This window comes from Anaerolactibacter massiliensis, from assembly GCF_900290205.1.
In the GTDB taxonomy this organism is placed as follows: Bacteria; Bacillota_I; Bacilli_A; order Erysipelotrichales; family Erysipelotrichaceae; genus Bulleidia; species Bulleidia intestinalis.
This window is the reverse complement of sequence record NZ_OLMH01000002.1, coordinates 2,023,139-2,047,775: the sequence shown is the minus strand read 5'-3', so window position 1 is coordinate 2,047,775 and position 24,637 is coordinate 2,023,139. Positions and strand designations below refer to the sequence as shown.

General features: G+C 47.0%; 28 protein-coding genes. 19 read left to right on the top strand and 9 right to left on the bottom strand.

Annotated features, from left to right (window positions below):
• The first annotated feature begins 8 nt into the window (after nucleotides 1-8).
• The 7 genes from C7E00_RS13270 (at nucleotide 9) to C7E00_RS13240 (ending at nucleotide 6,656) form a co-directional block, all read left to right on the top strand.
• The gene (locus C7E00_RS13270) at nucleotides 9-1,628 is read left to right on the top strand and encodes a CoA transferase (protein ID WP_105304711.1); all 1,620 of its coding nucleotides are present in this window, start codon (nucleotides 9-11) and stop codon (nucleotides 1,626-1,628) included.
• Between the two features lie 74 nt (nucleotides 1,629-1,702).
• Nucleotides 1,703-2,050 carry a hypothetical protein gene (locus tag C7E00_RS13265; protein ID WP_105304710.1) on the top strand — a complete coding sequence of 116 codons (348 nt, stop codon included), beginning with the start codon at nucleotides 1,703-1,705 and terminating at the stop codon, nucleotides 2,048-2,050.
• The gene (locus C7E00_RS13260; protein ID WP_105304709.1) at nucleotides 2,050-2,445 is read left to right on the top strand and encodes a hypothetical protein; all 396 of its coding nucleotides are present in this window, start codon (nucleotides 2,050-2,052) and stop codon (nucleotides 2,443-2,445) included. The genes C7E00_RS13265 and C7E00_RS13260 overlap by 1 nt, the downstream gene beginning before the upstream one ends.
• Complete coding sequence (locus C7E00_RS13255) at nucleotides 2,442-4,166, top strand: glycoside hydrolase family 2 protein (protein WP_105304708.1); 1,725 nt, start codon at nucleotides 2,442-2,444, stop codon at nucleotides 4,164-4,166. Before C7E00_RS13260 ends, C7E00_RS13255 begins: the two co-directional genes overlap by 4 nt.
• The gene (gene hslO / locus C7E00_RS13250) at nucleotides 4,163-5,056 is read left to right on the top strand and encodes an Hsp33 family molecular chaperone HslO (RefSeq protein WP_239928571.1); all 894 of its coding nucleotides are present in this window, start codon (nucleotides 4,163-4,165) and stop codon (nucleotides 5,054-5,056) included. The genes C7E00_RS13255 and hslO overlap by 4 nt, the downstream gene beginning before the upstream one ends.
• A complete protein-coding gene (gene dusB, locus C7E00_RS13245) occupies nucleotides 5,035-6,012 on the top strand; it encodes a tRNA dihydrouridine synthase DusB (RefSeq protein ID WP_105304707.1) in 978 nt (325 codons plus the stop codon). Before hslO ends, dusB begins: the two co-directional genes overlap by 22 nt.
• A gap of 62 nt (nucleotides 6,013-6,074) precedes the next feature.
• On the top strand, nucleotides 6,075-6,656 hold the full coding sequence (locus C7E00_RS13240) for a hypothetical protein (protein WP_135358232.1): 582 nt from the start codon (nucleotides 6,075-6,077) through the stop codon (nucleotides 6,654-6,656).
• A gap of 50 nt (nucleotides 6,657-6,706) precedes the next feature.
• Here the strand turns inward: C7E00_RS13240 and fucO are convergent, their stop codons facing one another.
• The 3 genes from fucO to C7E00_RS13225 all read right to left on the bottom strand — a co-directional run bounded on the left by fucO (nucleotide 6,707) and on the right by C7E00_RS13225 (nucleotide 10,149).
• The gene (gene fucO / locus C7E00_RS13235; protein WP_105304705.1) at nucleotides 6,707-7,852 is read right to left on the bottom strand and encodes a lactaldehyde reductase; all 1,146 of its coding nucleotides are present in this window, start codon (nucleotides 7,850-7,852) and stop codon (nucleotides 6,707-6,709) included.
• 105 nt (nucleotides 7,853-7,957) lie between these two features.
• The gene (locus C7E00_RS13230; protein ID WP_105304968.1) at nucleotides 7,958-8,515 is read right to left on the bottom strand and encodes a TetR/AcrR family transcriptional regulator C-terminal domain-containing protein; all 558 of its coding nucleotides are present in this window, start codon (nucleotides 8,513-8,515) and stop codon (nucleotides 7,958-7,960) included.
• A gap of 362 nt (nucleotides 8,516-8,877) precedes the next feature.
• The gene (locus tag C7E00_RS13225; protein ID WP_105302487.1) at nucleotides 8,878-10,149 is read right to left on the bottom strand and encodes a DDE-type integrase/transposase/recombinase; all 1,272 of its coding nucleotides are present in this window, start codon (nucleotides 10,147-10,149) and stop codon (nucleotides 8,878-8,880) included.
• 688 nt (nucleotides 10,150-10,837) lie between these two features.
• Here C7E00_RS13225 and C7E00_RS16550 point away from each other — a divergent pair.
• From C7E00_RS16550 to C7E00_RS13180, 9 genes are all read left to right on the top strand, one after another.
• Nucleotides 10,838-11,323, top strand: a complete 486-nt coding sequence (locus C7E00_RS16550) for a transposase (RefSeq protein ID WP_235897293.1) — start codon at nucleotides 10,838-10,840, stop codon at nucleotides 11,321-11,323.
• Nucleotides 11,324-11,572: 249 nt separating this feature from the next.
• On the top strand, nucleotides 11,573-11,968 hold the full coding sequence (locus tag C7E00_RS13215) for a hypothetical protein (RefSeq protein WP_105304704.1): 396 nt from the start codon (nucleotides 11,573-11,575) through the stop codon (nucleotides 11,966-11,968).
• A gap of 42 nt (nucleotides 11,969-12,010) precedes the next feature.
• The gene (locus tag C7E00_RS13210) at nucleotides 12,011-12,799 is read left to right on the top strand and encodes a hypothetical protein (RefSeq protein ID WP_105304703.1); all 789 of its coding nucleotides are present in this window, start codon (nucleotides 12,011-12,013) and stop codon (nucleotides 12,797-12,799) included.
• Complete coding sequence (locus tag C7E00_RS13205) at nucleotides 12,790-13,425, top strand: hypothetical protein (RefSeq protein WP_105304702.1); 636 nt, start codon at nucleotides 12,790-12,792, stop codon at nucleotides 13,423-13,425. Before C7E00_RS13210 ends, C7E00_RS13205 begins: the two co-directional genes overlap by 10 nt.
• Nucleotides 13,397-14,050: an ABC transporter ATP-binding protein gene (locus C7E00_RS13200; RefSeq protein WP_105304701.1), complete on the top strand. Its 654-nt coding sequence runs from the start codon at nucleotides 13,397-13,399 to the stop codon at nucleotides 14,048-14,050. The genes C7E00_RS13205 and C7E00_RS13200 overlap by 29 nt, the downstream gene beginning before the upstream one ends.
• Nucleotides 14,032-14,682, top strand: coding sequence for a hypothetical protein (locus C7E00_RS13195; RefSeq protein WP_105304700.1), 651 nt, complete (start codon nucleotides 14,032-14,034; stop codon nucleotides 14,680-14,682). The genes C7E00_RS13200 and C7E00_RS13195 overlap by 19 nt, the downstream gene beginning before the upstream one ends.
• Before the next feature lie 167 nt (nucleotides 14,683-14,849).
• Complete coding sequence (locus C7E00_RS13190) at nucleotides 14,850-15,527, top strand: hypothetical protein (protein ID WP_105304699.1); 678 nt, start codon at nucleotides 14,850-14,852, stop codon at nucleotides 15,525-15,527.
• A 153-nt stretch (nucleotides 15,528-15,680) separates the two neighbouring features.
• Nucleotides 15,681-16,250 (top strand): hypothetical protein, encoded by a 570-nt coding sequence (locus C7E00_RS13185; RefSeq protein ID WP_105304698.1) that lies wholly within the window; start codon nucleotides 15,681-15,683, stop codon nucleotides 16,248-16,250.
• Between the two features lie 272 nt (nucleotides 16,251-16,522).
• Entirely contained in the window at nucleotides 16,523-17,794 is a 1,272-nt protein-coding gene (locus C7E00_RS13180) for a DDE-type integrase/transposase/recombinase (RefSeq protein WP_105304697.1), read from the top strand.
• Between the two features lie 708 nt (nucleotides 17,795-18,502).
• Here C7E00_RS13180 and C7E00_RS13170 read toward each other — a convergent pair.
• A complete protein-coding gene (locus C7E00_RS13170; protein ID WP_105304695.1) occupies nucleotides 18,503-19,852 on the bottom strand; it encodes an IS200/IS605 family accessory protein TnpB-related protein in 1,350 nt (449 codons plus the stop codon).
• Nucleotides 19,853-19,872: 20 nt separating this feature from the next.
• Here C7E00_RS13170 and tnpA point away from each other — a divergent pair, with 20 nt between their 5' ends.
• The 3 genes from tnpA (at nucleotide 19,873) to C7E00_RS13160 (ending at nucleotide 20,942) form a co-directional block, all read left to right on the top strand.
• Nucleotides 19,873-20,388: an IS200/IS605 family transposase gene (tnpA, locus tag C7E00_RS13165; RefSeq protein ID WP_154505987.1), complete on the top strand. Its 516-nt coding sequence runs from the start codon at nucleotides 19,873-19,875 to the stop codon at nucleotides 20,386-20,388.
• A gap of 85 nt (nucleotides 20,389-20,473) precedes the next feature.
• Nucleotides 20,474-20,641: a hypothetical protein gene (locus C7E00_RS16260; RefSeq protein ID WP_154505988.1), complete on the top strand. Its 168-nt coding sequence runs from the start codon at nucleotides 20,474-20,476 to the stop codon at nucleotides 20,639-20,641.
• A gap of 25 nt (nucleotides 20,642-20,666) precedes the next feature.
• Nucleotides 20,667-20,942, top strand: a complete 276-nt coding sequence (locus C7E00_RS13160) for a type II toxin-antitoxin system RelB/DinJ family antitoxin (RefSeq protein ID WP_105304694.1) — start codon at nucleotides 20,667-20,669, stop codon at nucleotides 20,940-20,942.
• Between the two features lie 309 nt (nucleotides 20,943-21,251).
• Here C7E00_RS13160 and C7E00_RS13155 read toward each other — a convergent pair whose 3' ends face one another.
• The 5 genes from C7E00_RS13155 to C7E00_RS13135 form a co-directional block, all read right to left on the bottom strand.
• A complete protein-coding gene (locus tag C7E00_RS13155) occupies nucleotides 21,252-21,500 on the bottom strand; it encodes a GlsB/YeaQ/YmgE family stress response membrane protein (RefSeq protein WP_105304693.1) in 249 nt (82 codons plus the stop codon).
• 148 nt (nucleotides 21,501-21,648) lie between these two features.
• Entirely contained in the window at nucleotides 21,649-21,999 is a 351-nt protein-coding gene (locus tag C7E00_RS13150; protein WP_135358231.1) for a hypothetical protein, read from the bottom strand.
• 144 nt (nucleotides 22,000-22,143) lie between these two features.
• Nucleotides 22,144-22,626, bottom strand: a complete 483-nt coding sequence (locus tag C7E00_RS13145; protein ID WP_105304691.1) for a hypothetical protein — start codon at nucleotides 22,624-22,626, stop codon at nucleotides 22,144-22,146.
• A gap of 85 nt (nucleotides 22,627-22,711) precedes the next feature.
• On the bottom strand, nucleotides 22,712-23,956 hold the full coding sequence (locus C7E00_RS13140) for a hypothetical protein (protein ID WP_105304690.1): 1,245 nt from the start codon (nucleotides 23,954-23,956) through the stop codon (nucleotides 22,712-22,714).
• Nucleotides 23,953-24,630, bottom strand: coding sequence for a LytR/AlgR family response regulator transcription factor (locus tag C7E00_RS13135; RefSeq protein WP_105304689.1), 678 nt, complete (start codon nucleotides 24,628-24,630; stop codon nucleotides 23,953-23,955). Before C7E00_RS13135 ends, C7E00_RS13140 begins: the two co-directional genes overlap by 4 nt.
• Nucleotides 24,631-24,637: the final 7 nt, after the last annotated feature.

The window sequence follows — 24,637 nt, the reverse complement described above, 5'->3', positions numbered from 1 at the left end:
GGGGAAACATGAGTTCGGTTCTGGAAACGAAAGGCAAGCAGGCGCAGCTTTGCTATGAAGATCTGAAGAAAAGAACAGGGATTGAGCCGCGGACGGAGGTCCGGTTTGTCGTAGATGAAAAGCGCAGAAAAGAGATTGAACGGGCGGTATGGACGCATAATCCATTTCCCGGAGTGCTGAAGCCGGTGCTGCTTTCACTGCGGCTGAAAGCAGTCAGGCGTCTGTTTCAGGACGAAAAGGTTCTGCAGACAGGACCTGCTGCAGCAATTCTTGCGCTGGATGCGGCAATGACCAAAGACTTCAGAAAAATGCGGGATCCGGATCAGCATTCTGACACCGTCTATTGTGATGTGGCGTTTGCAGGACTTCAGGTAATCCGGCTTTATATGTGTGCGTATGAAGGCAATCGGGAATTTATCCGTTCCCGGTATGAATCTGCGATCCGGGTGGATAACGCATTGAATGGCTCGTTTTACAAGTATGAGACCAAGGATCATCGGTATTTTTCGGCGCATGTGTATTATGAGTCCCAGAAGAAGATCATGATGGAAACACTTGGGATTCCCAAAAAGCCGGAAGAGTTTGTGTTCCGGAGTCTTGGCAAAGACAGGAAGCTTACTGCGGATGCGATCCGCAAGTGGAATGCCGAGGATCTGGAGGAAGCGGCGTTCCGGAATGGTGCCTGCGGGTGCATGCTCAGGACGCGCAGGGAGTGGGAGAATACGGAAGTCGGAAAGGCAGTGACTTCCATGCCGCTGTTCCGTCTTGAGAAAGAAGGGGAAGCGCCGCGGAAGTCGTTTGGCACTTATCGTCCTGAGCGGGGACCGCTCTCCGGAATCAAAGTGCTGGATCTGACGCATATCATTGCCGGACCGGCATGCACCAGATTGCTTGCAGAGGGAGGGGCGGATGTCCTGATGATTCGCCGCAAGGATTATCTGCATCAGGAACAGGCGATGCTTGAGCTGGATGGCTGGGCTGGCAAGAACAGCATTCAGCTGGACTTTCATATTCCTTCTCAGCTTGCTAAGGCAAAGCAGCTGATTCAGGAAGCTGATGTGGTGATTTCTTCTTATCAGAGCGGGTCTCTGGATCAGTTCGGATTGTCTATCCAGGAGATTCACGCTTTGAATCCTGGCGTGGTGTATGGCTCTCTGGTGTGCTTTTCAGATACGGTCTGGAGAGAGCGGCCTGGCTGGGCGCCTTGTGCGGAAGATATCACGGGCCTTAGTATTCGAAATGGGTCGATTGAAAAGCCGGTGAACCTGAATGGAGTGCCGCTGGATTATATACCGGGCATGATTCTGTTTGCGGGAATCATGAAGGCACTGATGCTGCAGAAAAAAGAAGGGGGCAGCTATACCGTAACTGGTTCTCTGACCAGAGGCGGATGCTGGCTTCATGAATGCACGGATCTCTGGGAAAAGGAGGGGCCGGATCTGCATGCAGATCGCAGTCTGGTCAGAGAGGATATTCGTGCGGAAGCATGGGATCAGGTGTTTCATCCGGTGAAGGGGACTTCTGCAGGAACGGTTTATTTTCCTTCGCCTGCGACGGTGACGGATCGGATCGGGAAAGATCCGCGGTTTGCCAGAATGGTTTTCCATGATGGGTGTTCCGGGTTTTGAGAACAGCAAGCTCTGACCTTGTATCTTGCGGCCGGATTTCTGATAAATGAGATACAATAGAAGCAGACGAAGTTATGAAGAAGAGAATACTGGCAATTGCTGCAGCATTAACATGGCTTCTGGCGGGGTGCTCTGCGGAAACAAGCGAAGAGAGTTCTGTGTCTGCTTCTCCTTCTGCAGTTCCTTCTGCGGTGAGTACTGCTTCGATGGAAGTCCCGGACCAGCTTGAAATCATCGATGGCGTAGTGGAAGAGGATCTGCCGAGGACCTTGAGAATCACAATCCAGGATATGGAAGTGATTTTCACGAAGGCAGATGCGTATACGTGTGCGGATGAACTGAACCCAGGGGATTCGGTGAAGGTTTATTATGATGGGGACCTGGAGAATCATCCGGCGGTTTATGAAGCGGAGAAAGAGTGATGAATGACGATCGGCCAGTTGATTTCAGCATGATTTCCAGTATCCTTGCCGGGCTTGCCGGAGGGATTCTGATGGGGGCTGTTCTGATCGCGATGATGCGCAGCGAAGGCTATCAGCTCTGGACGCTTTCGTTCTGGGTGATGATGGTGGCCGGGTGCATGTTGCCGTGGTGCCTGGATTTTCTTAGAATCCGGGGGCTTCATCTGCGGGTGGCAGAGTACCTGATGATCTGCGTATCCCTGGTACTGGCAATTGTATACGGGCTGATGGTCGCATCGAATGGCCCGGCAAGAGTGATGATTCTTACGTGCGGGCTGATTTTGCATATCGGCTCGGCGGGGGTGACGGGGATCCGTCTGTATATCCGGGAAAGAGATCGGAGCGATTATCGATGAAAACGCCCTGGGGAGAACATCTGAATACCGATATGCCTTTGGCAGAGTATCCCAGACTAATGCTGCAGAGGGGGTCTTTCACGTGCCTGAATGGCTGGTGGGAGTATCAGATCACTTCAGAGAAGGATCCGTTTTCAGAGAAAAACTGGAAGAAGATCCTGGTTCCGTTTGCGTTAGGAACGGAATTATCCGGGACGAAGGAGATTCTTCAGCCCGGGCAGGTATTGTGGTATCGGCATTCGTTTGCCTACCAGCCGACGACGGATCGGACAATTCTGAACTTTGAAGCGGTGGATCAGTGCTGCCGGGTATGGGTGAATGGAGTAGAGGCTGGTGCTCATGAAGGCGGCTATGCGCCGTTTTCATTTGATATCAGCGGCATGATCAAAGAGAAGAACGAAATCCTGGTCCGGGTGACTGATGACAGTGATCAGGGAATCTATGCATATGGCAAGCAGAAACTTGTTCATGGCGGGATCTGGTATCGGCCGATGAGCGGCATCTATCAGACGGTATGGCTCGAGGATCTTCCTGCACATGCAGTAGAAGATCTGAAGATCACGCCGGATTTTGATCATTCAAGGGTATATCTCCGCATGGCGGGAACCTTCACGCAGGCTGTGATCACGGTGTTTGCGGATGGGGAGCTCGTGCATCGGGGTATCACCTCAGGCAAGGATTATACGATTCCGCTGGAAAGCGTCCATCCCTGGTCGCCAGAGGATCCGTTTCTGTATCAGCTTTTTATCCAGACGGAAGATGAGACGATCAAGAGCTACTTCGCAATGCGGAAATTCAGCAGCGGCAGAGATTCGCATGGAAAGATCCGGTTTCTGCTGAATGGAAAGCCTGCGTTTATAAGCGGAGTTCTGGATCAGGGATATACCCCGGATGGATGGATGACATATCCTTCGGAAGACATGATGCGCTATGAGCTCACCAAGCTGAAAGAGATGGGCTTCAATATGGTGCGCAAGCATATCAAGGTGGAGTGCCGCAGGTGGTATTCGCTGTGCGATCAGCTCGGACTTCTGGTCATGCAGGACATGCCCAGCGGAGGCAGCCCGTATTCGTTCTGGCTGACGGGAATTCTGCCGACGCTTGGAATCCGCAGGATCCATGACAATCAGTATGCGAAGTTCGGCCGCGCAGACGAAGCGAGCCGGAAGGCGTATTATCTGGAACTGGATCAGATGCTTGATACGCTGTACAATTACCCCTGCATCTTTGCGTGGGTTCCGTTCAATGAGGGCTGGGGCCAGTTTGACAGCTGCGCGGCATCGGAATATATCCGCGACTATGATTCGACGAGGCTGATCGACAGCGCCAGCGGCTGGCATGATCAGGGAGTCGGAGACTTCAATAGCAGGCATTGCTATTTCTATCGGTTCCATGAGCCGAAAGAGGATGGGAGAATTGCGCTTCTGAGTGAGTTCGGAGGTCTGATGTATCTGGAATACGGGCACAGTGAAGTGGATTCTCTGCATGGACTCTATCGGAAGTACCGGAACAAGCTGAAGCTCAATGAGGCGGTATTTCGTCTTTATGAGAAGAATGTTCTGAGGAATATTCCGAAGGGACTGTCGGGGTGTGTCTTCACGCAGGTGGCTGATGTCGAAGAGGAGTGCAATGGCTTGTTCACAGCAGACCGCAGGGTGATCAAGATTGATGCGCGGAGAATGCGCAAGATGAATCAGCGGTGTATCAGGAGTGTGAAATGATGAAAGATGAAATTGTGATTGCTGAGGCTTTGAATGGCCAGGTGAGAATACATGCGGCAAGAACGACTGCAATGGTAAAAGAGGCAGCCGAAGTGCATCACTGCTGGCCGACGAGTGCGGCAGCACTGGGCAGGACGATGACGGTAACGGCATTGATGGCAAGTGATCTCAAAGACCCTGAGGAACATGTGGTCGTGACGATTGACGGCAAAGGACCGGCAGGAAAGATCAGCGTGCAGGCTGATGGGGCTGGCAATGTGCGCGGCATGATCGGGAATCCGGAAGTATACCTGAGCAGAGCGGATGGGCATCTTGATGTCGGCAAGGCCGTCGGAATCGATGGAACCTTATCCGTTTCCAGAGATATGGGGCTGAAGGAGCCGTTTACCGGCGTTGTGGCATTGCAGACGGGCGAGATCGGAGATGATTTTGCATATTATCTGGTGCGCAGCGAGCAGACGCCGTCGGTGGTTGCCGTCGGAGTTCTGGTCGGTACGGATACGAAGGTGAAGACGGCTGGCGGAATGATCATCCAGCTGCTTCCGGATGCGTCGGAAGAGACGATTGAAGCGGTGGAACAGGTAACAAAGACCATGAAGCCGATGACGGAATATATGGATGAAGGAATCGAAGTCGAAGATCTGATCCGGCTTCTGTTTCCGGATGCGGCGATTCTTGAACATAAGCCGGTGCAGTGGCATTGCGGGTGTTCCAAAGAGTATTATGGGGAGCTTCTGCTGACGCTGCATGAGAAGGATCTGAAGGACATGATGGAAGAAGATCATGGGGCAGAGATCACCTGTTCGTATTGCGAGAAGCAGTATCGTTACAGTGAAGAAGAACTGAAGCAGCTCCTGGAGAAGAAGCAGTGTGGAAAATCGGCAGCGTAGAGATTGAGAGCCAGGTCGTTGCGGCGCCGCTTGCTGGAATTTCGAACCCAGTCTACCGGCAGCTTTGCCATTCGTATGGAGCCGGGCTGGTGGTCAGTGAGATGATCAGCGATAAAGCTCTGCATTTCCGCAATCAGCGGACGTTTGATATGTGCCGCACGGTGCCTGGAGAACATCCGGTGAGTCTGCAGTTATTCGGAGGAGATCCGGAGACGATGGCAGAAGCTGCCAGGTATCTGGATGAGCACACAGACTGCGATGTGATTGATATCAATATGGGATGCCCGGTGACGAAAGTGCTGAAAGCACATGCGGGCAGCTGGCTCATGGCAAATCCGGATCTTGCAGTGGAAGTTGCAAAAGCAGTGGTTTCCAATACGAAGAAGCCGGTGACGGTGAAGATGCGGGCTGGCTGGGATCAGAATCATATCAATTGCCCAGATCTGGCAATGAGACTGGAGCAGGCAGGAGTTTCGGCGATTGCCGTGCATGGCCGCACCAAGAGCCAGTATTATTCCGGCAATGCTGATCTCTCGTATATCCGCATGGTGAAAGAGGCAGTATCGATTCCGGTGATCGGCAATGGCGATATCCGTTCCGTCAGCGATGCAAAGCGCATGCTGGAAGAAACGAGATGCGATGCGGTGATGATTGGAAGAGGACTGCTCGGAAAGCCATATCTCATCGAAGAACTGAATCGGGGATTAAGAGGAGAACCATACAAAGAACCTTCGTATGAAGCAAGACTGGATCTGTGCCTGGATTATGCAGAGAAGCTGTGCGCGTATGAAGGAGAGCATACCGCTATCAGCATGATGCGGGGCATGGCTGCCTGGTATGTGGCGGGCATGCCGTATTCTGCCGAGTGCAAGGCAAAGCTTTCCGGCATGAATTCTCTGGCCGAGATGAGAGAGATCATATCTGCCTATCGCCTGAGGCTGAATCAGAAAGAGTAATCATGCATGCAGACTGCAGGGAAACAAACCCTGCAGTTTTGATATCTGCTATGATGAGTGACATGAGAAGAAGAAGGATCAGAAAGCCTACTCCGGTATTCTGGATGATTGCAGTTCTGGCAGTGATTCTGACGGCAATATTCGTGCAGAGATCACCGACGGATCCGGATCAGTACAGTCACTATGTGCGCAGGCTCAGCTATGAGGAGATTGCACCATGTTCGGATAGCCCTCTGAAGACCTATATGGACTACCGGACGATCACGGATGAGACTTCTGATCAGTACCGCTATATCCGGGAGTATATGAAGATAGATCGGAAGACCGGTCTTCTTTATGACGCGGATGGATTTCTCGGCGTGGCTCTTGGCTATTCGTTCGGATCCATCGGAACCAGGTTTTATTTCGTGCTGGATACCGGAATCATTCTGCCGGTCGTGAAAGTGGAAGAAAAAGATCCGGCAGATGCGCCGGATGGGTGCAGGGTGGAACTGAATGGCTCTGTGCTGGAGTTTGTGATTGATGCAGAGCGGGCTGGTGCGTATTTCGGCGTGGCAAGCAATGGCATGGTGCTGCAAGGCAACTTCAATAATGATTCCAGGTTTGAAGGATCGATTCAGGAAATCGATCGGGTGACAGAGTAAGAAAAGACTCGCGGCATCCGGAGATGTCACGAGTCTGATCTTCTGTTCAGTTACATCAGCTTGCGGAACATTTCGATGACCTGTTCCTTGGTTGCTTCACGAGGGTTGCCCGGATAGCATGCATCATTGAGAGCATCTTTGGCGAGCTGATCCAGATCTTCTTCGCGGATCTTCTCGTTCTTTTCCGGAATGCCTACATCCTTGGAGAGCTGCTTGACTGCATTGATCGCAGCGTCTCTGTATTCTTCCTGGCTCATCTCATCGACGCCTTTGACGCCCATGGCACGGGCAATTTCACGATACTTTTCACCCGTATAGTCGCGGTTGAATTCCATCGTGATCGGCAGGAACATTGCGCAGGCAACTCCATGCGGCGTGTCGTAGTGAGCACTGAGCGTATGTGCCATGGAGTGGTCAATGCCGAGACCTACATTGGAGAATCCCATGCCGGCAATATACTGGCCGAGGGCCATGCCTTCGCGTCCCTTCGGATCATTGGCAACTGCAGCTCTGAGATTCTCGGAGATCAGACGGATTGCCTCAAGGTGGAACATGTCAGTCATCTCCCAGGCAGCCTTCGTAGTGTAGCCTTCGATGGCATGAGTCAGTGCATCCATGCCGGTGGAAGCGGTCAGTCCCTTCGGCATCGAGGACATCATATCCGGATCGACGACTGCGATGATCGGCATATCATGCGTATCGACGCAGACAAACTTGCGCTGCTTCTCGACATCGGTGATGACGTAGTTGATCGTGACTTCGGCAGCAGTGCCGGCAGTGGTCGGAACGGCGATGATCGGAACGCTCGGGTTCTTCGTCGGAGCAACGCCTTCCAGAGAACGGACATCTGCGAACTCCGGGTTTGCGATGATGATGCCGATAGCCTTGGAAGTATCCATGGAAGAACCGCCGCCGATTGCGAGAATGTAATCTGCACCGGAATCCTTGAATGCCTGAACCCCATGCTGGACATTCTCGATGGTCGGGTTCGGTTTGATATCGGAATAGACTTCATACGGAAGACCTGCTTCGTCGAGGAGTTTCGTTACTTTGTCAGTCACATGGAACTTGACGAGATCCGGGTCAGAAGCGACGAATGCTTTTTTGAAGCCTCTGCTTTTGACTTCAGTCACAATCTCTTTGATCGCGCCGAAGCCATGGTAAGAAGTGCCATTCAGTGAAATACGATTTGCCATTATTTTCTCCTTCTCGTGAACGAATTCACGTTACATGATCAGTGTAGCAGGGAAAGAGAAAAGAAAAGCGTTACACTTCATGACTTGTGTAACACTTTCACAAATTTATTCGAATACATGGAGTTTCGTAAACAGGCGGTACAGTTTCGGCGGCATGGCATCGATCATCAGATCAGCCAGCTCTTCCGGAGAAGTCTTCATACCTGACAGGACCCACTGACTTGTCTTGTATACACTTGCCTGACAGTACATTTCCAGCAGTTCCCGGATTTCTGAATCCGGATCATGTCCGGTCTTTTCGCGGATCAGATTGCAGTAGAATGCCGTGATGCGCTCGAAGTCATGATTCTTCAGGTTGTTCTGGGTATCAGTGCGGAAGGCATTGGTGAAAAAGATCTGTTCCTGGCGGATGTACCGGAACTTCTTCACGAGACCTTCATGCAGGGTCTTTCCGCTGCCCATCTGATCAAAGGACAATGCAAGCAGCTGATCGAAGTACTGATTGGCAAGATCATACTTGTCCAGGAAGCTGCGGTAGAAGGTCTGCCTGGAAACCCCGGCAGCGTCAGAGATTTCCCTGACTGTGATGTCTTCCAGCTGCTTATGGCGCATGCATTCCTTGAGTCCTTCAATTAACTGATTCTTCGTTGCTTCATTTCTCATCGGTTTAATGGTAGCAGAAAAGGAATGACTGGGTAAATGGATCATTGCAGGAACTGATCCAGTCAGAAGCATCGTAAAAACTCAGAATGTCGTGAACACCTTTTTGATTCTGTTCTTTTCTCATAACATAAACAAGTTCTGCAAGGGTCAATGCTGAAACATATCCTTCCGTTTCACTTGTTTCTCAGAGTGACTTTTTGGAGACTTTCATTTTGAATTGTCAAAAGCTTTCCCTGCATGAAATTCTTAATAATATTGCATGCAAGCATGATGAATTGATTCTTATTGAGATATAGTTACCAAATAGTGTTAAGATTTTTTTAAAATGTCCCATCTTGTTATAAAGCTTTTATATATCACAATCATTTGTTTTTCTCCTCCGCCATCTCATTGAGAACTTTCTGAAGTTCTTTCTCGTTATTTACTGAATAGATTCTGTCGCGCTTCCGCTCCCCAACCTTCATGCATGTGTAATGCTTTCCGTATCTTTCAATGTAGATCTCTTCTGTGATCGCATCTTCATAAACTGTAATACTCTGCTTCTGATTGAAGCGGACTACCTCTCCATCGCTTGTAACTGCTGTATACAGACTGTTTCCCATTGAGAATACGTTGTTCCTGATCTGCCTCGGATACTCAGCTCTGAAGATTTTCGAATAGTTGAAGTCAGCAGGTACTGGGCGGAACAGATCGTTCGGATCCTTCACCGGATATGAGAATTTCATATTCAGATAGAGCCGATATTTCCTGTTGAACCAGTCATTCAGAAAGTCGTAGTTATGAGGAATCTTCCATCGAATCAAATCATTCGGAAGCCTCATCTGCGCGGTGCCGTTATAGCGTTCCACACGCTCCTTTGCCTGGGAAGAATTCGCAAAGATCATCGTTACTCCCAGCTTATCCATCATTCTGGCAAACTGTGTCGGTGTACCTGCCTTAACGCTGCGAAACACTGAGAATTTATCCGAATACAGCGCTTCCGGAATACCGTAATTCTCCAGAACAAGCTTCATCATACGGGCATATCCGCGTGCACATTCTTCAGGCATGAAGTATCCTGCAAGCACTCTGGTACTGGCATCATCCACAGCCAGATGCAGTACATAGTCTCTTCCGTCGTTGAACCAGTCGTACGGAGTTCCATCAATCTGGATCAGTTCTCCCATATGTGCTCTTGGAGGCCTCGTTGAATGCGTGACGCGGGAGCCATCCATTCTGATCGGTTTATCTGCAGGGGACTTCCATCCTTCTCTGACAAACAGTTCGCGGAACCAGGATCTGCTGCGTTCCTTCAGCCCATACTTCACCACGTCAGCTTCCATATCTTTGTTTCTGATGACGTCTTCCAGATAGATATCTCTGAATTGTGCTATGGTGATTGACGGATACGTCTTCTTAAGTTCCTCAAGGTACCTGATCTCTTGGTCGGAGGCAGTGGTTGCCGGCTTTCTTCCGGTATTGCCGTGAGTTAGGATAGCGGACGTATCCTTTTCCTTTCTCTCGGCAGACAATCGTTCAATCTGCTTCCTGCTGTAACCGCATTGATCAGCTATCCACTGGCATGTAATCTTAGGGTTTGAATCCCTCTGCTGCAGTAATTCCAGAGCCTTGACTTTGTCTTTGATCTTCTTCATCTGGATCACCTCCAGATGAATGCATTAGTTCGGAAGAGACATGAAATCAATGGGACATTTTCATTTGATCACGTGTGGGACATTTTCATTTAACTATGACATAGTTACCAAATAGACAAAAATCATGCCAAATAAACAAGATGGGTAAACCGATAAGTGCAATTGTATATACTGAGTCACAGATGATCCTCACCATTAAATGAAAGGAAACTATTCAGATGAAAAAAATAATTACAGCACTTGCTCTCTTTGTTGCAGTCTCCACTTCAACAATTACCAGTTTTGCCAGATCTGCTCCCTGTCCTTCGTGCGGAAAAATGACGGCGAATTCGGTCACTACTGTAGAATACGCCTGGGAATGGGAGACCTGCACGCATGGGTATTATGGGCATCAAGATAATGTTTATTACAAATTGACATATAAAACTAATAAATGTTCGAATTGCGGGAATGTCTTATCTCGTTATTTGATCTCAAAGGTTGAACTAAAACGATACCATGACCAAATTGAAGATTAGTCCTTTGATAATGAAAATTTGGCTTGGACGTAAAAAGTATTAATCTCTGTTAACGGAACACCATGCAGTTATGATAATAGCTACGCTTGATAGGTAGATAGGGCACATTGGAGTAACCTGAACACACAGATTTAATGGACAGCAGTTTCGGAAAGCTGTCGGAAAGATCTTTGAGAATTCTGGAGAAGTCCTGGGGTCATGACTTTGCCGTGTATGTGTTCCCTGCCATTGACAGTAATGCCTTTAAAGTCCTTTATAGTGGAAATGGCGCTTCTCGTCCTGCTGTGCCTGCTAATTACATTATCGGTGCTCTGATCATCAAGGAATTGTTTGGCTTTACGGATGATGAAACCGTAGAAATGGTGTGCTTTGATGTTCGTGCTCAGTATGCGCTTCATAGTGTTGATCTTCCTGATTATCCTATTTCCGATCGTACGTTCAGCCGCAAATGCAATGCTGTCGACGAAATCATGTTTGTGATGGAAAGAAGATACCATGCAGATGACATTCCAGTATTCACAAAAGTTCATCGATCCAAAATCTTCTTCTACTTCAAGATAGAAACTTTCAATGTAGTCAAAATACTGAAGTTTTATCTCAGAATACGTGGAAAGAATAAATTAGAAGTGGCAACTGCGAAAAAACCACCAGGCTAACCGAAAGCTTGTTCATAGCGGGATGATATTTACGCTTATTAGACAATTTCTTAGGAAAGGCAGAAAGGACTTTTAGCTTTCAAGCCAAATAATACGCTATTGACTGATGTGTCATTGGAGAAATGCAAATTTCGAAAGGAGGTTATGATGAGAAGCCCTGGCATTCAATAAATCCCGGGATATTTCCGGGACGGTAATGATTCTCTCAATTTCTTTGACGTTTGATTTGGGATTAGGAAAGGGACGATTATGAAGAAAATAAGAAAAGTTCTCACCGCAATATTGCTTTTGCTTTCTATCTTCAGTGTACCGGTTCTTGCTAGAGATACAAATGTGAATCTGGTAAATTTCTATATTCCTGCACGTCAGCAGCTTGCAGAATATTATCTCGATGCATATTGCCATGGTCAGTATCTCTTTGTCACTCTGATGAAAACTGGGAATAAAATTGACAAGGTAAATTTCTGGGCGGTTGATAGCTCTGAAACACAGCTGACTACTTGGGGAATGGCAACAGAGGGAGGAGGAAGAGCAACTGTAACCTTCACCGATGGCAGGACTGAGAGAACGGTCCACAAAGTGTATTTCAAGAGCGCAAATTATAACCTGGGTGGATATACCATTAACGGCACATTGACTTGCTAGAAAGGCAGGGGCTGCTATGAAAGGGCCCCTTCAGATAATCAGATGAAGAATAGAAAAGCTGATTCGAGTAAATGGCTGGTGATCATGGCATTTGCGTTTGGGATAGAGTGCTATCGATTTCTGTCTCAGCGGAATATTCAGGATCTTTCCGTTCTGGATTTTTATGTGCTCAATGCGCTGAATAGTTCTCTGGTTGAGAACCTCCTCTGCTGGATGATTCCTCTGATTTCGGCATTTGCCTGCGGAAAGCAGTTCAATGCATATTATCCGCTCAGAAAAGCAATCTTCACGAGAACGGATCGGAAGAAGTTCGTGCTGCAGAAGGCGGCTGAGTCTGCTGCTCGTTCGTTTCTTCTGGTGCTGTTTTTCTATCTCTGCTGTTTTCTCTTTGATGTGATTATTGCAGAAATGGCGTGCCCGGAAATCCGGTTCGGAGTTTCTCTGAATCTGAACAGCGGAGTGATGTATCCAAGCCTGTATTTTGCCCGCCCGGTATTGTACCTTGACTATTTTGTGATCATGATCTCTGGTTATGCGGCCGCTTTCGGAATGGCTGGCTTTCTGATCAGCTGCTTTACCAGAAACAGGGCGGCAGTTGCGATCGGTCCGTTTGCGGTCATGATTGTTCTTTCTATTGTGCTGCTGGCAGTTCCCGGAGGACTCGGATCGTTATTTGACTTCACTTCAGTATCACTGCTTCAGAAAAGCTGGCTGGCTACTGTTCCAAAACCAGTTCAGTCTTTCTTCAACTTCATTGGTCCACTGGTCTATCTGGTGCTCTTCCGGTTTATGATCCGGTCTGCTGCAGAAAAGGAGAAGCCATGGCAATAGAGTGTTTCCGGCTTCTTCAGAGAATCCGGAGAGTTCAGATTCTCCTCGGAGTTTCTCTTCTCTGTGTGATTTCTGTATATCTGTATGCCGTTTATAGCTGGAACAGCAGGGATGTGTTTCTGACTGCCTGCGGGGAGTATGTGATTCCGCTGGTAATGGTTCCACTGTATTTCATTGCATGCATGGAGGCGAATCATATTCTGCATCTGCAGTCTGTGCAGGTCAGAAGAGATCGGTCTGGAAGAAAGAATGATCAGTTTCTGACGGAACTAATGATTCTGGCAGAATTCGGCGTGCTCTATCTGGTTCTGCCGATTGTGATTGCCAGCTTCAATGGAATGATGATTTCTGACTTTCTGACAGACAGCCTGTGCGTGATCCTGTTTGCAGGAGCGATCAGATATCTGCTGTTACGCTGGGTGAATTGCAGTACTGCTGCGTTTCTGGCCTTTCTTTTTCATATTGTGCTGAAAGTGATTAACGACTGGGTATTCCTTGCTGGAACGCCAGTGCTGAATACGCCTCTCGGATTAAGAATCCGATGGGGAGTGGGTATCTTCGGGTATCTGCTGTTTCTGATGAACAGGAAGTGGGACTATGACGAAAAGAGAACTGAAGCTGACTGAGGTCGGCAAGCGATTCGGCAATCAGGAAATTCTCCGGAATGTGAATCTCTCCATCAATGGAGGAACTGTAATGGGATTGAAGGGAAGAAACGGATCCGGAAAGTCTGTCCTTCTGAAATGCATGTGCGGACTGATGGAGCCTACAGAAGGAACCGTGAAGTATAACGGAAAGATCGTTTCTTCTGATACGATTTCTGATTTCCGATTCGGTGTATCGATTGAAAAGCCGGAACTGATTAATGATCTCAGCGGATTAGCGAATATCCGATTTCTGGCGTCTTTCCGGAAGGTGGTTTCTGATACACAGATCCGCTCCTGGTTTGATCGATTCGGTCTCGGTTCAGCGAAAAACAAGAAAGCCGGAGATTATTCGCTTGGAATGAAGCAGAAGCTGATGCTTATTCAGGCATTCATGGAAGACCCGGATGTGATTCTCCTGGATGAGGTTACGAATAGCCTGGATCTGCAGTCAAGAGAGATTCTGTTTGATGTGATCCGGGAAGAACGGGCAAAGGAAAAAGTGATTCTGCTGGTAGATCATGATCTGGATGAACTGAAGGAGATCAGTGATTCCATCATCACGATTGAGGAAGGAGAGATCATGCCATGGGATTTCAGAAAATAGCTGGCGGACTGATTGCATTCTCTCTGCTTTCTGCAGGAACTGGCTTCTTTCTTCGGGGAAGCTATCCGATCACGCCTTCAGAACAACTGGAACAGGTTTATCCGGTAACGGTAAGTCCGCTCGGAACTGTGTTTTCTTACGGAGATCATATCGAGGAATATGCAAGTTCGTTTCTGGAAGGAGAGATCATAATAGGAACTCCTGTATCCAGAATGTGTTCGGGAGGTTCCATCATCACTACTGTGCAGATCAATCAGGCGTTTTCAGGAAAGCTGGAAGCGGGAAAGCAGATTCAGGTCATTGAACCCTATTCACTGCTCGGAGAGATGGAATCCACTTATTGCGGATATCTTCCGATGATGATTGGCCAGGAGTATCTGCTGAATCTTTCCAAGCTTTCCGGGAATCTTTATTCTATCCGTGCAAACGAACTTGGGTGCTATCCTGCATCTGCCTTCAGCACGATAGAACTGAGTGAGGATATGACGCTTGGAACAGATCGCCAGTACGAGACAGTTCTGGTACTTTCGGAGAACTATGCTTCGGAAGTCATCCCTGCTTCAGAAACAGATGGATACCGGCAGGCAAGAAAAGATTCCATGCAGAGAGCAGAAGGCTATCTGGGAAACTGAAACTCAATAATTATCATTAGCTGTCTGCCAGGAAAGATCATGTGCTCAGAAGATAGGTCAAGGATGAACTTCTTTGGAACTTAAGAAAAGCTTAAGGAAAAATGTTCACTCAGTCATTGTTCCCAATCAGATTTTCTGCTAGGTTGGTGATGAAGGAAGGCATTGCCATGAGAAATCATTTCAGTATCATACTGGTTTTCAGTTCTTTATTGCTTACTGCATGTTCTTCAACAGCAGTGGTTTCCAGCAGCCCATCTCCATCTCTGAACGCTGCACCAGAAAGCACTGCAGTTCCTTCTGAACCTTCAGAAACACCTGTTCCTAAACCGACTTCTTATACCGATGCCGATACTGGAACCATCTATACTGCTGTCGATGAAAGTGCGATCTTACCGACTTATATTCAGCATACTGAACCGGAAACAGAAGTTACCAGGTTTCCTGATCAGATCCAGGCAGAATACCTTTCGTCGGAAGATGGGTATTCCTGGTTTGCCTTCCGAGATACAGAGTCTGATGATTCTGTATCAGTCGGAGTTCTGTCACCGCTCCCGGATCTTGAATTGCAGATAACCGGGGAAAAGGCAGAGGAAGGAGATCGGATCTACCTTGCGCTGAATTTCAATCAGGAAATTGCCAACCCGCTCCAGAAATCTGACAGCAGATATGGTTTGTACTGGTACAACTGGAACTTTGCTTCGATTGATGGGGTGGATTTTCAGAACTATGTGCTTTGCAATACCTCAGAGGCTCCAGGTAAAGGAGGAGAAGTCGCTGCGGAAAGCAATGGCTGGCAGCTGATTCGCAATGACAAGCTACTATTCCACCGTGATGGGATCTGCTGATGTTTCCGATGAAGAGAAACAGGAAGTTGAAGTTCTTCATCAGAATGAATTCATTATTCTGAAGTGAGGAATTCATCTCATCAGAGTATCAATCATGCATGAATGTTCCATACTGAAAACAAGCTTCGTAGAACAGAAAGGAAGGATACTGGAATGAAATTCTTCAGCAATGGTCTGAAAATGCTCACCTGCTTATCGATTCTCACTCTGGCCGGGTGCAGCGGCAATACTCATCCGAAAGGCTCTTATACCTCTTTCTCGAAGATGGAAGCTGGATATGTGGATGGAGATAAAGTAGTCAAAGCAGATATTCCAGGTTATTACTGTATCTCACCCGTATATGACAATCTTCTCTGCTATTCCCTGCTGGACAATACCACTTACTTCGCTCCGTTCAGCGTTATAGGAGAAGATGGATTAAAAACAATCTACCTTACTTCCACATGGAAAACCGGCACGATCATTAAAGGCTATCCGAAAGTAGCCTGGTCAACTTCTTCTTATCAAGAAGTTCCTGAAATTTCAGAAATATGGTTCTACTATGGCGATGGTGATCTGCACTCGCTTGCGGATTCCGGATCATTTACAGAGATTCAGAGCGAAGCAGTAAAACTATATGACGCTGACGATACCGATACTACTCAGCTTACCGGTATTATCAATCATCCCGGAAAGACCATTTCTTTCGATAAGGAGAATTATCCGATTCAGATTCAGAAATGATAAATCATATTTTCTGATCTAGTTATTAAAAAATGGATCTAAGACTCGCTGGTATTATGATCAAGAGTGCAGGGAATCTTGCATTGCATCGTGCTTGTATACTCATCGCATGCGATCGAAACAACGTGCTATATTTCAGATATCACATTTTCTGGAACTCAAGTTTTGAAGTGTCATAGTTAAATGAAAATGTCCCACACGTGATCAAATGAAAATGTCCCATTGATTTCATGTCTCTTCCGAACTAATGCATTCATCTGGAGGTGATCCGGATGAAGAAGATCAAAGACAAAGTCAAGGCTCTGGAATTACTGCAGCAGAGGGATTCAAACCCTAAGATTACATGTCAATGGATAGCTGATCAATGCGGTTACAGCAGGAAGCAGATTGAACGATTGTCTGCCGAAAGAAAGGAAAAGGATACGTCTGCTATCCTTACTCACGGCAATACCGGAAGAAAGCCGGCAACCACTGCCTCTGACCAAGAGATCGGGTACCTTGAGGAACTTAAGAAGACGTATCCGTCAATCACCATAGCACAATTCAGGGATATCTATCTGGAAGACGTCATCAGAAACAAGGATATGGAAGCTGACGTGGTGAAGTATGGACTGAAGGAACGCAGCAAATCCTGGTTCCGTGAACTGTTTGTCAGAGAAGGATGGAAGTCCCCTGCAGATAAACCGATCAGAATGGATGGCTCCCGCGTCACACATTCAACGAGGCCTCCAAGAGCACATATGGGAGAACTGGTCCAGATTGATGGAACTCCTTACGACTGGTTCAATGACGGAAGAGACTATGTACTGCATCTTGCTGTGGATGATGCCAGTACCAGAGTGCTTGCAGGATACTTCATGCCTGAAGAATGTGCACGCGGATATGCCCGTATGATGAAGCTTGTTCTGGAGAATTACGGTATTCCGGAAGCGCTGTATTCGGATAAATTCTCAGTGTTTCGCAGCGTTAAGGCAGGTACACCGACACAGTTTGCCAGAATGATGGATAAGCTGGGAGTAACGATGATCTTTGCGAATTCTTCCCAGGCAAAGGGGCGTGTGGAACGCTACAACGGCACCGCGCAGATGAGGCTCCCGAATGATTTGATTCGATGGAAAATTCCTCATAACTATGACTTTCTGAATGACTGGTTCAACAGGAAATATCGGCTCTATCTGAATATGAAATTCTCATATCCGGTGAAGGATCCGAACGATCTGTTCCGCCCAATACCCGCTGACTTCAACTCTTCGAAAATCTTCAGAGCTGAGTATCCGAGGCAGATCAGGAACAACGTATTCTCAATGGGAAACAGTCTGTATACAGCAGTAACAAGCGATGGAGAGGTAGTCCCCTTCAATCAGAAGCAGAGTATTACAGTTTATGAAGATGCGATCACTGAAGAGATCTACATTGAAAGATATGGAAAGCATTACACATGCATGAAGGTTGGGGAGCGGAAGCGCGACAGAATCTATTCAGTTAATAACGAGAAAGAACTTCAGAAAGTTCTCAATGAGATGTCGGAAGAAAAAACTAAATGATTGTGATACATCAAAGTTTTATAACAAGATGGGACATTTTCAAAAAATCTTAACAACTCAAGTTTTGAAGCAAAAACGGAGAAAGCCGCATAAGCAAGCAGCTTTCTCCGTTTTGCCTGTGTAGTGTAATGGCTGATCTTCCGAAGTGGCGGGACGGATAGTTCAGCAGCCTGCGCATTCCTGCTGAGTCCGGCATTAATGATTCAGCTCAATTTTGAAGACATTGCAGCATTCTCTGATAACTATTGCGGAAAAGGGTTGATAATCCTTTTCGCTGAAATGAAGCATATTTCCTGAGGACTTTCAATATCTGTTCGATCGGATACTTTTTTCAGTCTCATCTAAAGCAGTGGGATCAGTACGAGGGATGTGAAGCGTATGGTGAAGTGCGCATCATTGTGATCATTCGTTCTTACATAGATTGGCCTGGTATCAAATTCTGATTTCGTGATCCGGATCAGTTCTCTGCTGAGCTGCAGATATTCCCTCTTCAGCAATCTTTTCTGGATCGAGTTCCAGTTTCTTGCCAATGATTTTCTCTATCTTTTGTGAACCTCCCCGCCTAAGCTAACGCTATAGGCAGGGCTTCCAGGGGCTTGTGTTCCCTCAGACTTCCGTCTGCAAGGCATATACGGCATCAGCACAGCGAGGAAACATACGCTTCCAGACCCATCTGAACTAAATGCCTGCAGACTTATGCAGACTCAATCAAGCCGCCGGAGACAGAGGATAAAGCACTCTGCTGATTTTCCATAGGTCAGAAAGAGTCCTTGTGGTTCCACTCCCGACCTCAGGGACTTCTGCCATAAGATCGGGTGATTCCATAAACAGGCCGCGGATCAAATAACGGGCACCGATGTTGTAACTGGCGGAAAGGTCGCAGTTGCAGATCTTTCCGTTTTTGAAACGGCAGACGTCATACGGCGTGTCTTCGGATACTTCTCTTCCTCTTTTCACACGCCCGCTGCCATCGTAGGCCAGACGGCTCGTTCCCCATGCATTGACATGGGAAATGCGAATGCCATAATGATGGGCAAGTGTTTCTGCCGTGTTCTGGATATCCGCATGTTTCCACATGGCAAGTTTCTGTTTCTTACTGCCATGCTTTCTGCCTTTGGGATCCAGATGCTCCATCACAATGACATCGCATTCGTTTTCCACTGCAAAGTTCACGATCTGCCGAGCTGTCTGGTGAGCAAGATTTGTATTTCTCCGCTTTGCAAGATTCCAGAGTCTTCCGGAGTCATGAGATCCCTGTACAGACTGGCATACAGATACTCGATGCAGGGCATTCTTCACTGAGTCTTTTTCTCTTCCGCACGTAATGAATCTGCGTGCCAGGACAGTACCCATGGAATTCATGACACTGCATACTGCATCTGTATTGACGCCAAGATCAACTGCACAGATCTTCTGCTCACGGACAGGCTTATCGGACAGTTTTACTGTTTCAGTGACTGCAAATCTCAGCTTCCAGCATCCGTGTTTCTTCTCCAGAACCGGAGCTGAGATCTCACCGTTTCTGCCTCTTTTCTCGAGGTAGTCCGCATCTGTTTTCGAAAGCCGTACGGTTTCCCATACCCAGTCGCTGTTCCGGAACACTTTAATCTTTGCCACGTATGGCAGGACTTCTCCGGTGTCCGGATCAGTGACAGGCTTGTACGTATTGCCCCGATACAGCGCAGGCATATGATGAACGCCGGAATCCATTTTCGGCTCAGCGCCTTTACGGCCGCTTTCTTCCCATGTCTTGAGCGCCGCCTGATATGCAGAAACAATGCCGATCGCCTGCATAATTGCGGATCTTCTGTAATAAGAAGGAAATTTATGGAATTTCTTGTCAAAAGAATCGGATGAAACATTCCCGTTTCCAGAATGGATCAGGCACTCCATCATTCTCAGACGAGTATAAGAACTATCTGTCAGAGACAGATTTTCCCAGTTTCTGAAAGCCACACCAGTCAGATAAGTCACTGCATCAGAAAAAATCTCTGCCGTTCTCTTAAGGGCGTCATAATGATCTCTGATATGAATTCCGTAGCTGGTTACAACCTGCATAAATTCTCCGTTTTCTGAGATTGCAGCACATTCAGTGGTATCCTCCTGCAGGAGGAGGAAACTATACGGATTTATACAATGAATACCGCAGGAATCGTCACTCTATCTGCAAACTACAGTACCATTTAGTTGCTGTAACAAAATTCCGGCATCCGGTGTTAACAGGAGACATTGCGGAACGTCTGGAACAGATCAGTCACGAAGTGATAGAGGAAGACTGGAACTGCCGGATTCTGGAGATCAATACTGACCAGGACCATGTGCATATTCTGTTTGAGGCATCTCCTCAGACTCAGCTTTCCAAGCTGGTCAATAATTACAAGACTGTAACCTCTCGTCTGCTTCGGAAAGAATTTTCTTCTGCATTGAGTAAGTATTACGGGAAGCCATTATTCTGGTCAGACAGCTATTTTCTGAGCACGGTATCTGAAACCACGGAAGAAGCAGTCCGCATTTATATCCAGGAACAGGGGAAACGTGATAATGACGGCTTCCATCGTCCGACAGGCAGAAGAAAGGCGGCTGACCACGCCTGAACGTCTATGACGCTATAGACGGGGAATGCGCCGCCATTAATTCAATTTCTTCCAATTGTGCAAGAATAATGGAGGAGGTATCGGGATGAAGAAGAAAACAAAAGTGTGGATGATCATCCTTGCGGTGTGGTGTGCGGTTAATCTGATTCCCTTTATTCACTCAAATCATTCCGGGTCATCTGATACCTTTATTGATATTGTTGATGAAATTTATTTTTCTGATGAAGTCACAGTACTTGATACAACAATCTGACTGCAGATAGAAGGGAGATGGACGTATGAGTAAAAAAACTACTATCAGGATTCGCATGGATTCTGATCTGAAAGCACAGGCAGACGCACTCTTTAACGAGCTGGGCATGAACATTTCGACTGCGTTCAGCATCTTTGTCCGCCAGTCTCTCCGGGAGGGAAAGATCCCTTTCGAAATTTCCCTGAATCAGCCAGATGGCGAAACGCTTGCTGCTCTGATGGAAGCAGATCGGATTGCAAAGGACCAGACAGTCAAGGGCTATTCTGATCTTGACGAACTGTTTGAAAATCTGAAAGCATGAGAGAAACGAAATATCCTGTTGAATTCACCTCGCAGTTCAGAATGGATTGCAATCAGGCAATGAAGCGAGGCTGATAATCTTTCTTCTGGGTGAAGTGATTGTGCTGCTATCCTTTCATGAAATTAACCTCCAGGTTTCTGATTGATGATCACGATCAGTCTGCCTGGATGTGTTTCTCATGTCAGATGTCTTCTGAATAACACAGGACTGATCACATCTTCTGAGTCCTGGAGATGAAAACAGGAGACAGCAAATCAAGCTGCCTCCTGTTCTGCATGTATGCATGTAATGCTGAAAATCTGAGAATGATCAGTGCTTTGCCAGATATCTGCTGTAGATCCATTCTGCAAGACATGCGCCGATCACTGCAAGGATGATGGATCCGATCAGGTTGGTGGACTGCAGTCCGATCAGAGCTCCTACCAGAGAACCGACAATCGAACCGACCACGCCAAGAGCCAGGTTCTTTCCCATATCAGAGCTATCCTGATGCATGACCTTGTTTGCAAGCCAGCCTGCAATCAGGCCGACAATCAGAATCCGAATAATCCAGAGCATTGCAATTACCTCCTGAGCCTGTCGGGCTCTGCATTCATCATATGCCTTTCAGAAAATTGTTCAATTCTTCTCTAAGCTCAGAAGTTAGATGATTGTGAGACACATTCAATTCATAACAAGATGGGACATTTTCATTAAACCATCCATGTCATTGATTTCTGGTCTCCTGTATTTCTGCAAGCTTTGCAATTTTCAGCTTCTGCAGGATACCTGGCCTGAAGCGGGAAATGATGAAAGCCAGTACGATTTCCACCAGAAAGATAACCGGTTCTTTATCATTGACGAAGGTCATTTTTCCAACGATGAAGCCTGATACAGCCTCCAGCAGTTTGAGCAATAGATACAGTTCAGCAAATGAAAGAAGCACATTGTACTTCACAGTGAATGTTCTGTGACATTCAGGACACGTGTAAGTATCACGGGAGAAAAATGATTTTCTCTCATCGGCTTCCAGCATTGTTCCGCAATCCGGGCAGGTAAAGTCAGAGTGAGTTTTCATTTCATGAGTCCCTTTCATTCAGCTGTGCGGAGGATCCTCAGAAACAGTATGATCCATCGTCTCATCAGAATTCTATAAGTATTGCTTATCTGGTCTGATTATTGCTCATTCGGCAGCTTTTCGGAGCAGAGCAGACATGTGTTTCTATTCATTCTGGAGAGTTGTATCCTGAAACATTTCAAGCAATACCATGTCTTCCTGATATCTGCTGGGGGAGGCTGTCCTAAGTTTCTCAGGAGCCATGTCACCGTTGTAGTAATAGATGTGCTCGATCATAGGAACCTGCGTGTATGTATAAGTAATCGGAATTGATTTATAGATGTTCCTGCCAAACAGAAGATTCCATTTTGTCGTCTGGATCGTGATATACCTGCTGTGATCATCAAATGTTCCTACTTCGAAATGAGTGATCTGCTTGCCGGTGTAAGCCGCGAAATAATTATCGAACTCTTTATAGACATAAACATTGGGAGCTTCTTCAGTGGTTCCATCAGAGTAGAAATAAGTTCCTCCTGTATCAGAATATCTGACGTTGACAACCTCATTGGAAAGTTTCAGATAAGCCATTGCCAATCCGAGAAGCAGAATCAGAAGAGCGATCAGCAGATTTCTAGACGACTTTTTCATAGGGTCAATCCTCCTTTGCTGTGCCCATCATTGCATATTCAGACTCCTTCAGGAACATTCTGAGTCTATCTGGTCTGATTCTGGTTTATCTGGCTCTCTGATTCAGAACTGCACGGATATTTCCTGAACGATATCCATCATTGGAAAAGCCGTCATATTTTCTGATCAGGTGTCTGATCATCGCCAGTTCTTCCTGATTGAATTCATAGTTATTTCTTTCTGACTTTGCAGGAAGGGTTCTGATATGAAGCAGTATCATCGTTCCCTGACCTGTGATCGTGATCTCTGCGGATCCGGAGGCTTCAGTTCTATGAGGATAGAGCACCTGAATCATGACAGTGATGAGAATTGCCAGATCAGAGAAATCAATCTGTTCCGTGCCGCTGAGCTGATCAATCATCCGAAAACATAAATCAGGATATTCAGCTTGAAGATAGCGAAGTGCAGCATCCAGATATTCATTCTCCAGCCCCTTCACTTCAGATGACTGCCGAAGGCTTTCTGTCAGGAGAGCAGATGCTTCATCTATTCTGTTTTCTTTCAGAAGCCCGATGATCTTCAGAGTCTCTTTCCTCTGCCGATGGTGTTCCTTCAGTGTTTTAATTGCCTGGTCCCTCTGAATCTGCATTGCGGTCCTGCTCTGATTCATATTCACCGTAATCGCCTCCGCCTGCTGCTGGCGCTTCTCATTGAGAATGGTCCGATCAATGAAGAAAACAAAGACCAGCGGATAGATAAATGCAGGGATGATTGCCAGGGGCTGTGCCTTTCCTCGGATTGCTGCAATCATCAGAATCGAAAATCCAGCCGCAATCACAGCATTTCTGGAATCTTCAATCTGTTCAAAATCATGGTATCCGAAATATAAGCGCAGAAATACTGCATAGGAACAGCGGAGAATCAGATACAGCGGACTCACTCCCCAGCTGTAATACAGATCTGTATATTCCGGTGCAAAGCCATGAAGGGAAGAAGAGTATTCCAGAACAACTTGTTCCAGAACCAGGGCACAGACATCAAAAAGAATCGTGATCGCTGTCAGTACTGTGGATTCTTTCCGGTTATCCTCCAGCCCTCCGTAAAACAGGATAAAGTACGCGCAGAATCTGAATGGAATCCAGATCAGAAACGAAGGAAGCATATTCTGCATGCCCGATATAAGCGGAGGAAGAATACGGTCCTGAAGAATCATCGAGAAGCCCGTGATCAGCCAGGAAATCACAAGATACAGATACAGATCCGTTTTTCTGATAGTGTCTTTATGAGCAAACGGAGCAATAGCGAAAATCACTCCGAGGAACATTTCAGATAAAGTGCAAAGTTCCGTCATTGGATTCTCCTCAGAAATACTTCCTGAACATGTCTGCGTTCTCTCCTGCTCGGAAACAGACGTGTTCCGTCATATAATTCCAGTTCTTCCGGAGTTATGCTTCGGACATAATCCAGATTCACAAGTTCAGACTGATTGATCCTGCATAGGTCCGGGAGGATCTCCTGGCAATGCTGGATGGTTTCCGCCACAAGCTGATATTCCATTTCTTTCCCGAAACTGATATAGATGGTTCTGCCTCTTTTTGAAATATACTGCACCATGGAAGGATGAAAAGAGATCACCCCTGTTCTGGTTCTGATCTGCATTGACGGCACAAAATATCTGTTTCTGATTTTCTGAAGCCCGGCTGATAATTCTTCATCCGTCATGCTTTTGGTCAGAAATCCAGCAACCTTCGGTGCGAAGGCATCCATAACCCGTTCATTGTAGGACGTAACATATGCAATGAATGATGCATGCATGGAAATCTCCTGAGAGCAGCGGATCCCATCTTCTTCTGCAACCTGGATATCCAGAAGCACAAGCAGGTAATAACTGCTGCTCGCCAGGAATTCAGAGCAGGAAGAAAAGACGGAACATACTGCCTCAGGAAACACCTTGCCTGCAATATTCAGAAGACGCTTCTGATCTTCCTCAGAATCGTCAATGATACAGATCGGATATTGTTTCATGGAGTTC

Bases quoted from the DNA above. Each gene is read 5' to 3' on its own strand.
- C7E00_RS13170 (WP_105304695.1), bottom strand. From the start codon at position 19,852: ATGCAGGTTGTAACCAGCTACGGAATTCATATCAGAGATCATTATGAC.
- C7E00_RS13150 (WP_135358231.1), bottom strand. From the start codon at position 21,999: ATGAAAACTCACTCTGACTTTACCTGCCCGGATTGCGGAACAATGCTG.
- C7E00_RS16260 (WP_154505988.1), top strand. From the start codon at position 20,474: ATGAAGAAGAAAACAAAAGTGTGGATGATCATCCTTGCGGTGTGGTGT.
- C7E00_RS13270 (WP_105304711.1), top strand. From the start codon at position 9: ATGAGTTCGGTTCTGGAAACGAAAGGCAAGCAGGCGCAGCTTTGCTAT.
- C7E00_RS13190 (WP_105304699.1), top strand. From the start codon at position 14,850: ATGAGAAATCATTTCAGTATCATACTGGTTTTCAGTTCTTTATTGCTT.
- C7E00_RS13255 (WP_105304708.1), top strand. From the start codon at position 2,442: ATGAAAACGCCCTGGGGAGAACATCTGAATACCGATATGCCTTTGGCA.
- C7E00_RS13260 (WP_105304709.1), top strand. From the start codon at position 2,050: ATGAATGACGATCGGCCAGTTGATTTCAGCATGATTTCCAGTATCCTT.
- C7E00_RS13195 (WP_105304700.1), top strand. From the start codon at position 14,032: ATGGGATTTCAGAAAATAGCTGGCGGACTGATTGCATTCTCTCTGCTT.
- C7E00_RS13135 (WP_105304689.1), bottom strand. From the start codon at position 24,630: ATGAAACAATATCCGATCTGTATCATTGACGATTCTGAGGAAGATCAG.
- C7E00_RS13210 (WP_105304703.1), top strand. From the start codon at position 12,011: ATGAAGAATAGAAAAGCTGATTCGAGTAAATGGCTGGTGATCATGGCA.
- C7E00_RS13215 (WP_105304704.1), top strand. From the start codon at position 11,573: ATGAAGAAAATAAGAAAAGTTCTCACCGCAATATTGCTTTTGCTTTCT.
- C7E00_RS13200 (WP_105304701.1), top strand. From the start codon at position 13,397: ATGACGAAAAGAGAACTGAAGCTGACTGAGGTCGGCAAGCGATTCGGC.
- C7E00_RS13240 (WP_135358232.1), top strand. From the start codon at position 6,075: ATGAGAAGAAGAAGGATCAGAAAGCCTACTCCGGTATTCTGGATGATT.
- C7E00_RS13225 (WP_105302487.1), bottom strand. From the start codon at position 10,149: ATGAAGAAGATCAAAGACAAAGTCAAGGCTCTGGAATTACTGCAGCAG.
- C7E00_RS13140 (WP_105304690.1), bottom strand. From the start codon at position 23,956: ATGACGGAACTTTGCACTTTATCTGAAATGTTCCTCGGAGTGATTTTC.
- C7E00_RS13155 (WP_105304693.1), bottom strand. From the start codon at position 21,500: ATGCTCTGGATTATTCGGATTCTGATTGTCGGCCTGATTGCAGGCTGG.
- fucO (WP_105304705.1), bottom strand. From the start codon at position 7,852: ATGGCAAATCGTATTTCACTGAATGGCACTTCTTACCATGGCTTCGGC.
- C7E00_RS13230 (WP_105304968.1), bottom strand. From the start codon at position 8,515: ATGAGAAATGAAGCAACGAAGAATCAGTTAATTGAAGGACTCAAGGAA.
- C7E00_RS13145 (WP_105304691.1), bottom strand. From the start codon at position 22,626: ATGAAAAAGTCGTCTAGAAATCTGCTGATCGCTCTTCTGATTCTGCTT.
- hslO (WP_239928571.1), top strand. From the start codon at position 4,163: ATGATGAAAGATGAAATTGTGATTGCTGAGGCTTTGAATGGCCAGGTG.
- C7E00_RS13205 (WP_105304702.1), top strand. From the start codon at position 12,790: ATGGCAATAGAGTGTTTCCGGCTTCTTCAGAGAATCCGGAGAGTTCAG.
- C7E00_RS13185 (WP_105304698.1), top strand. From the start codon at position 15,681: ATGAAATTCTTCAGCAATGGTCTGAAAATGCTCACCTGCTTATCGATT.
- C7E00_RS13160 (WP_105304694.1), top strand. From the start codon at position 20,667: ATGAGTAAAAAAACTACTATCAGGATTCGCATGGATTCTGATCTGAAA.
- C7E00_RS13265 (WP_105304710.1), top strand. From the start codon at position 1,703: ATGAAGAAGAGAATACTGGCAATTGCTGCAGCATTAACATGGCTTCTG.
- C7E00_RS13180 (WP_105304697.1), top strand. From the start codon at position 16,523: ATGAAGAAGATCAAAGACAAAGTCAAGGCTCTGGAATTACTGCAGCAG.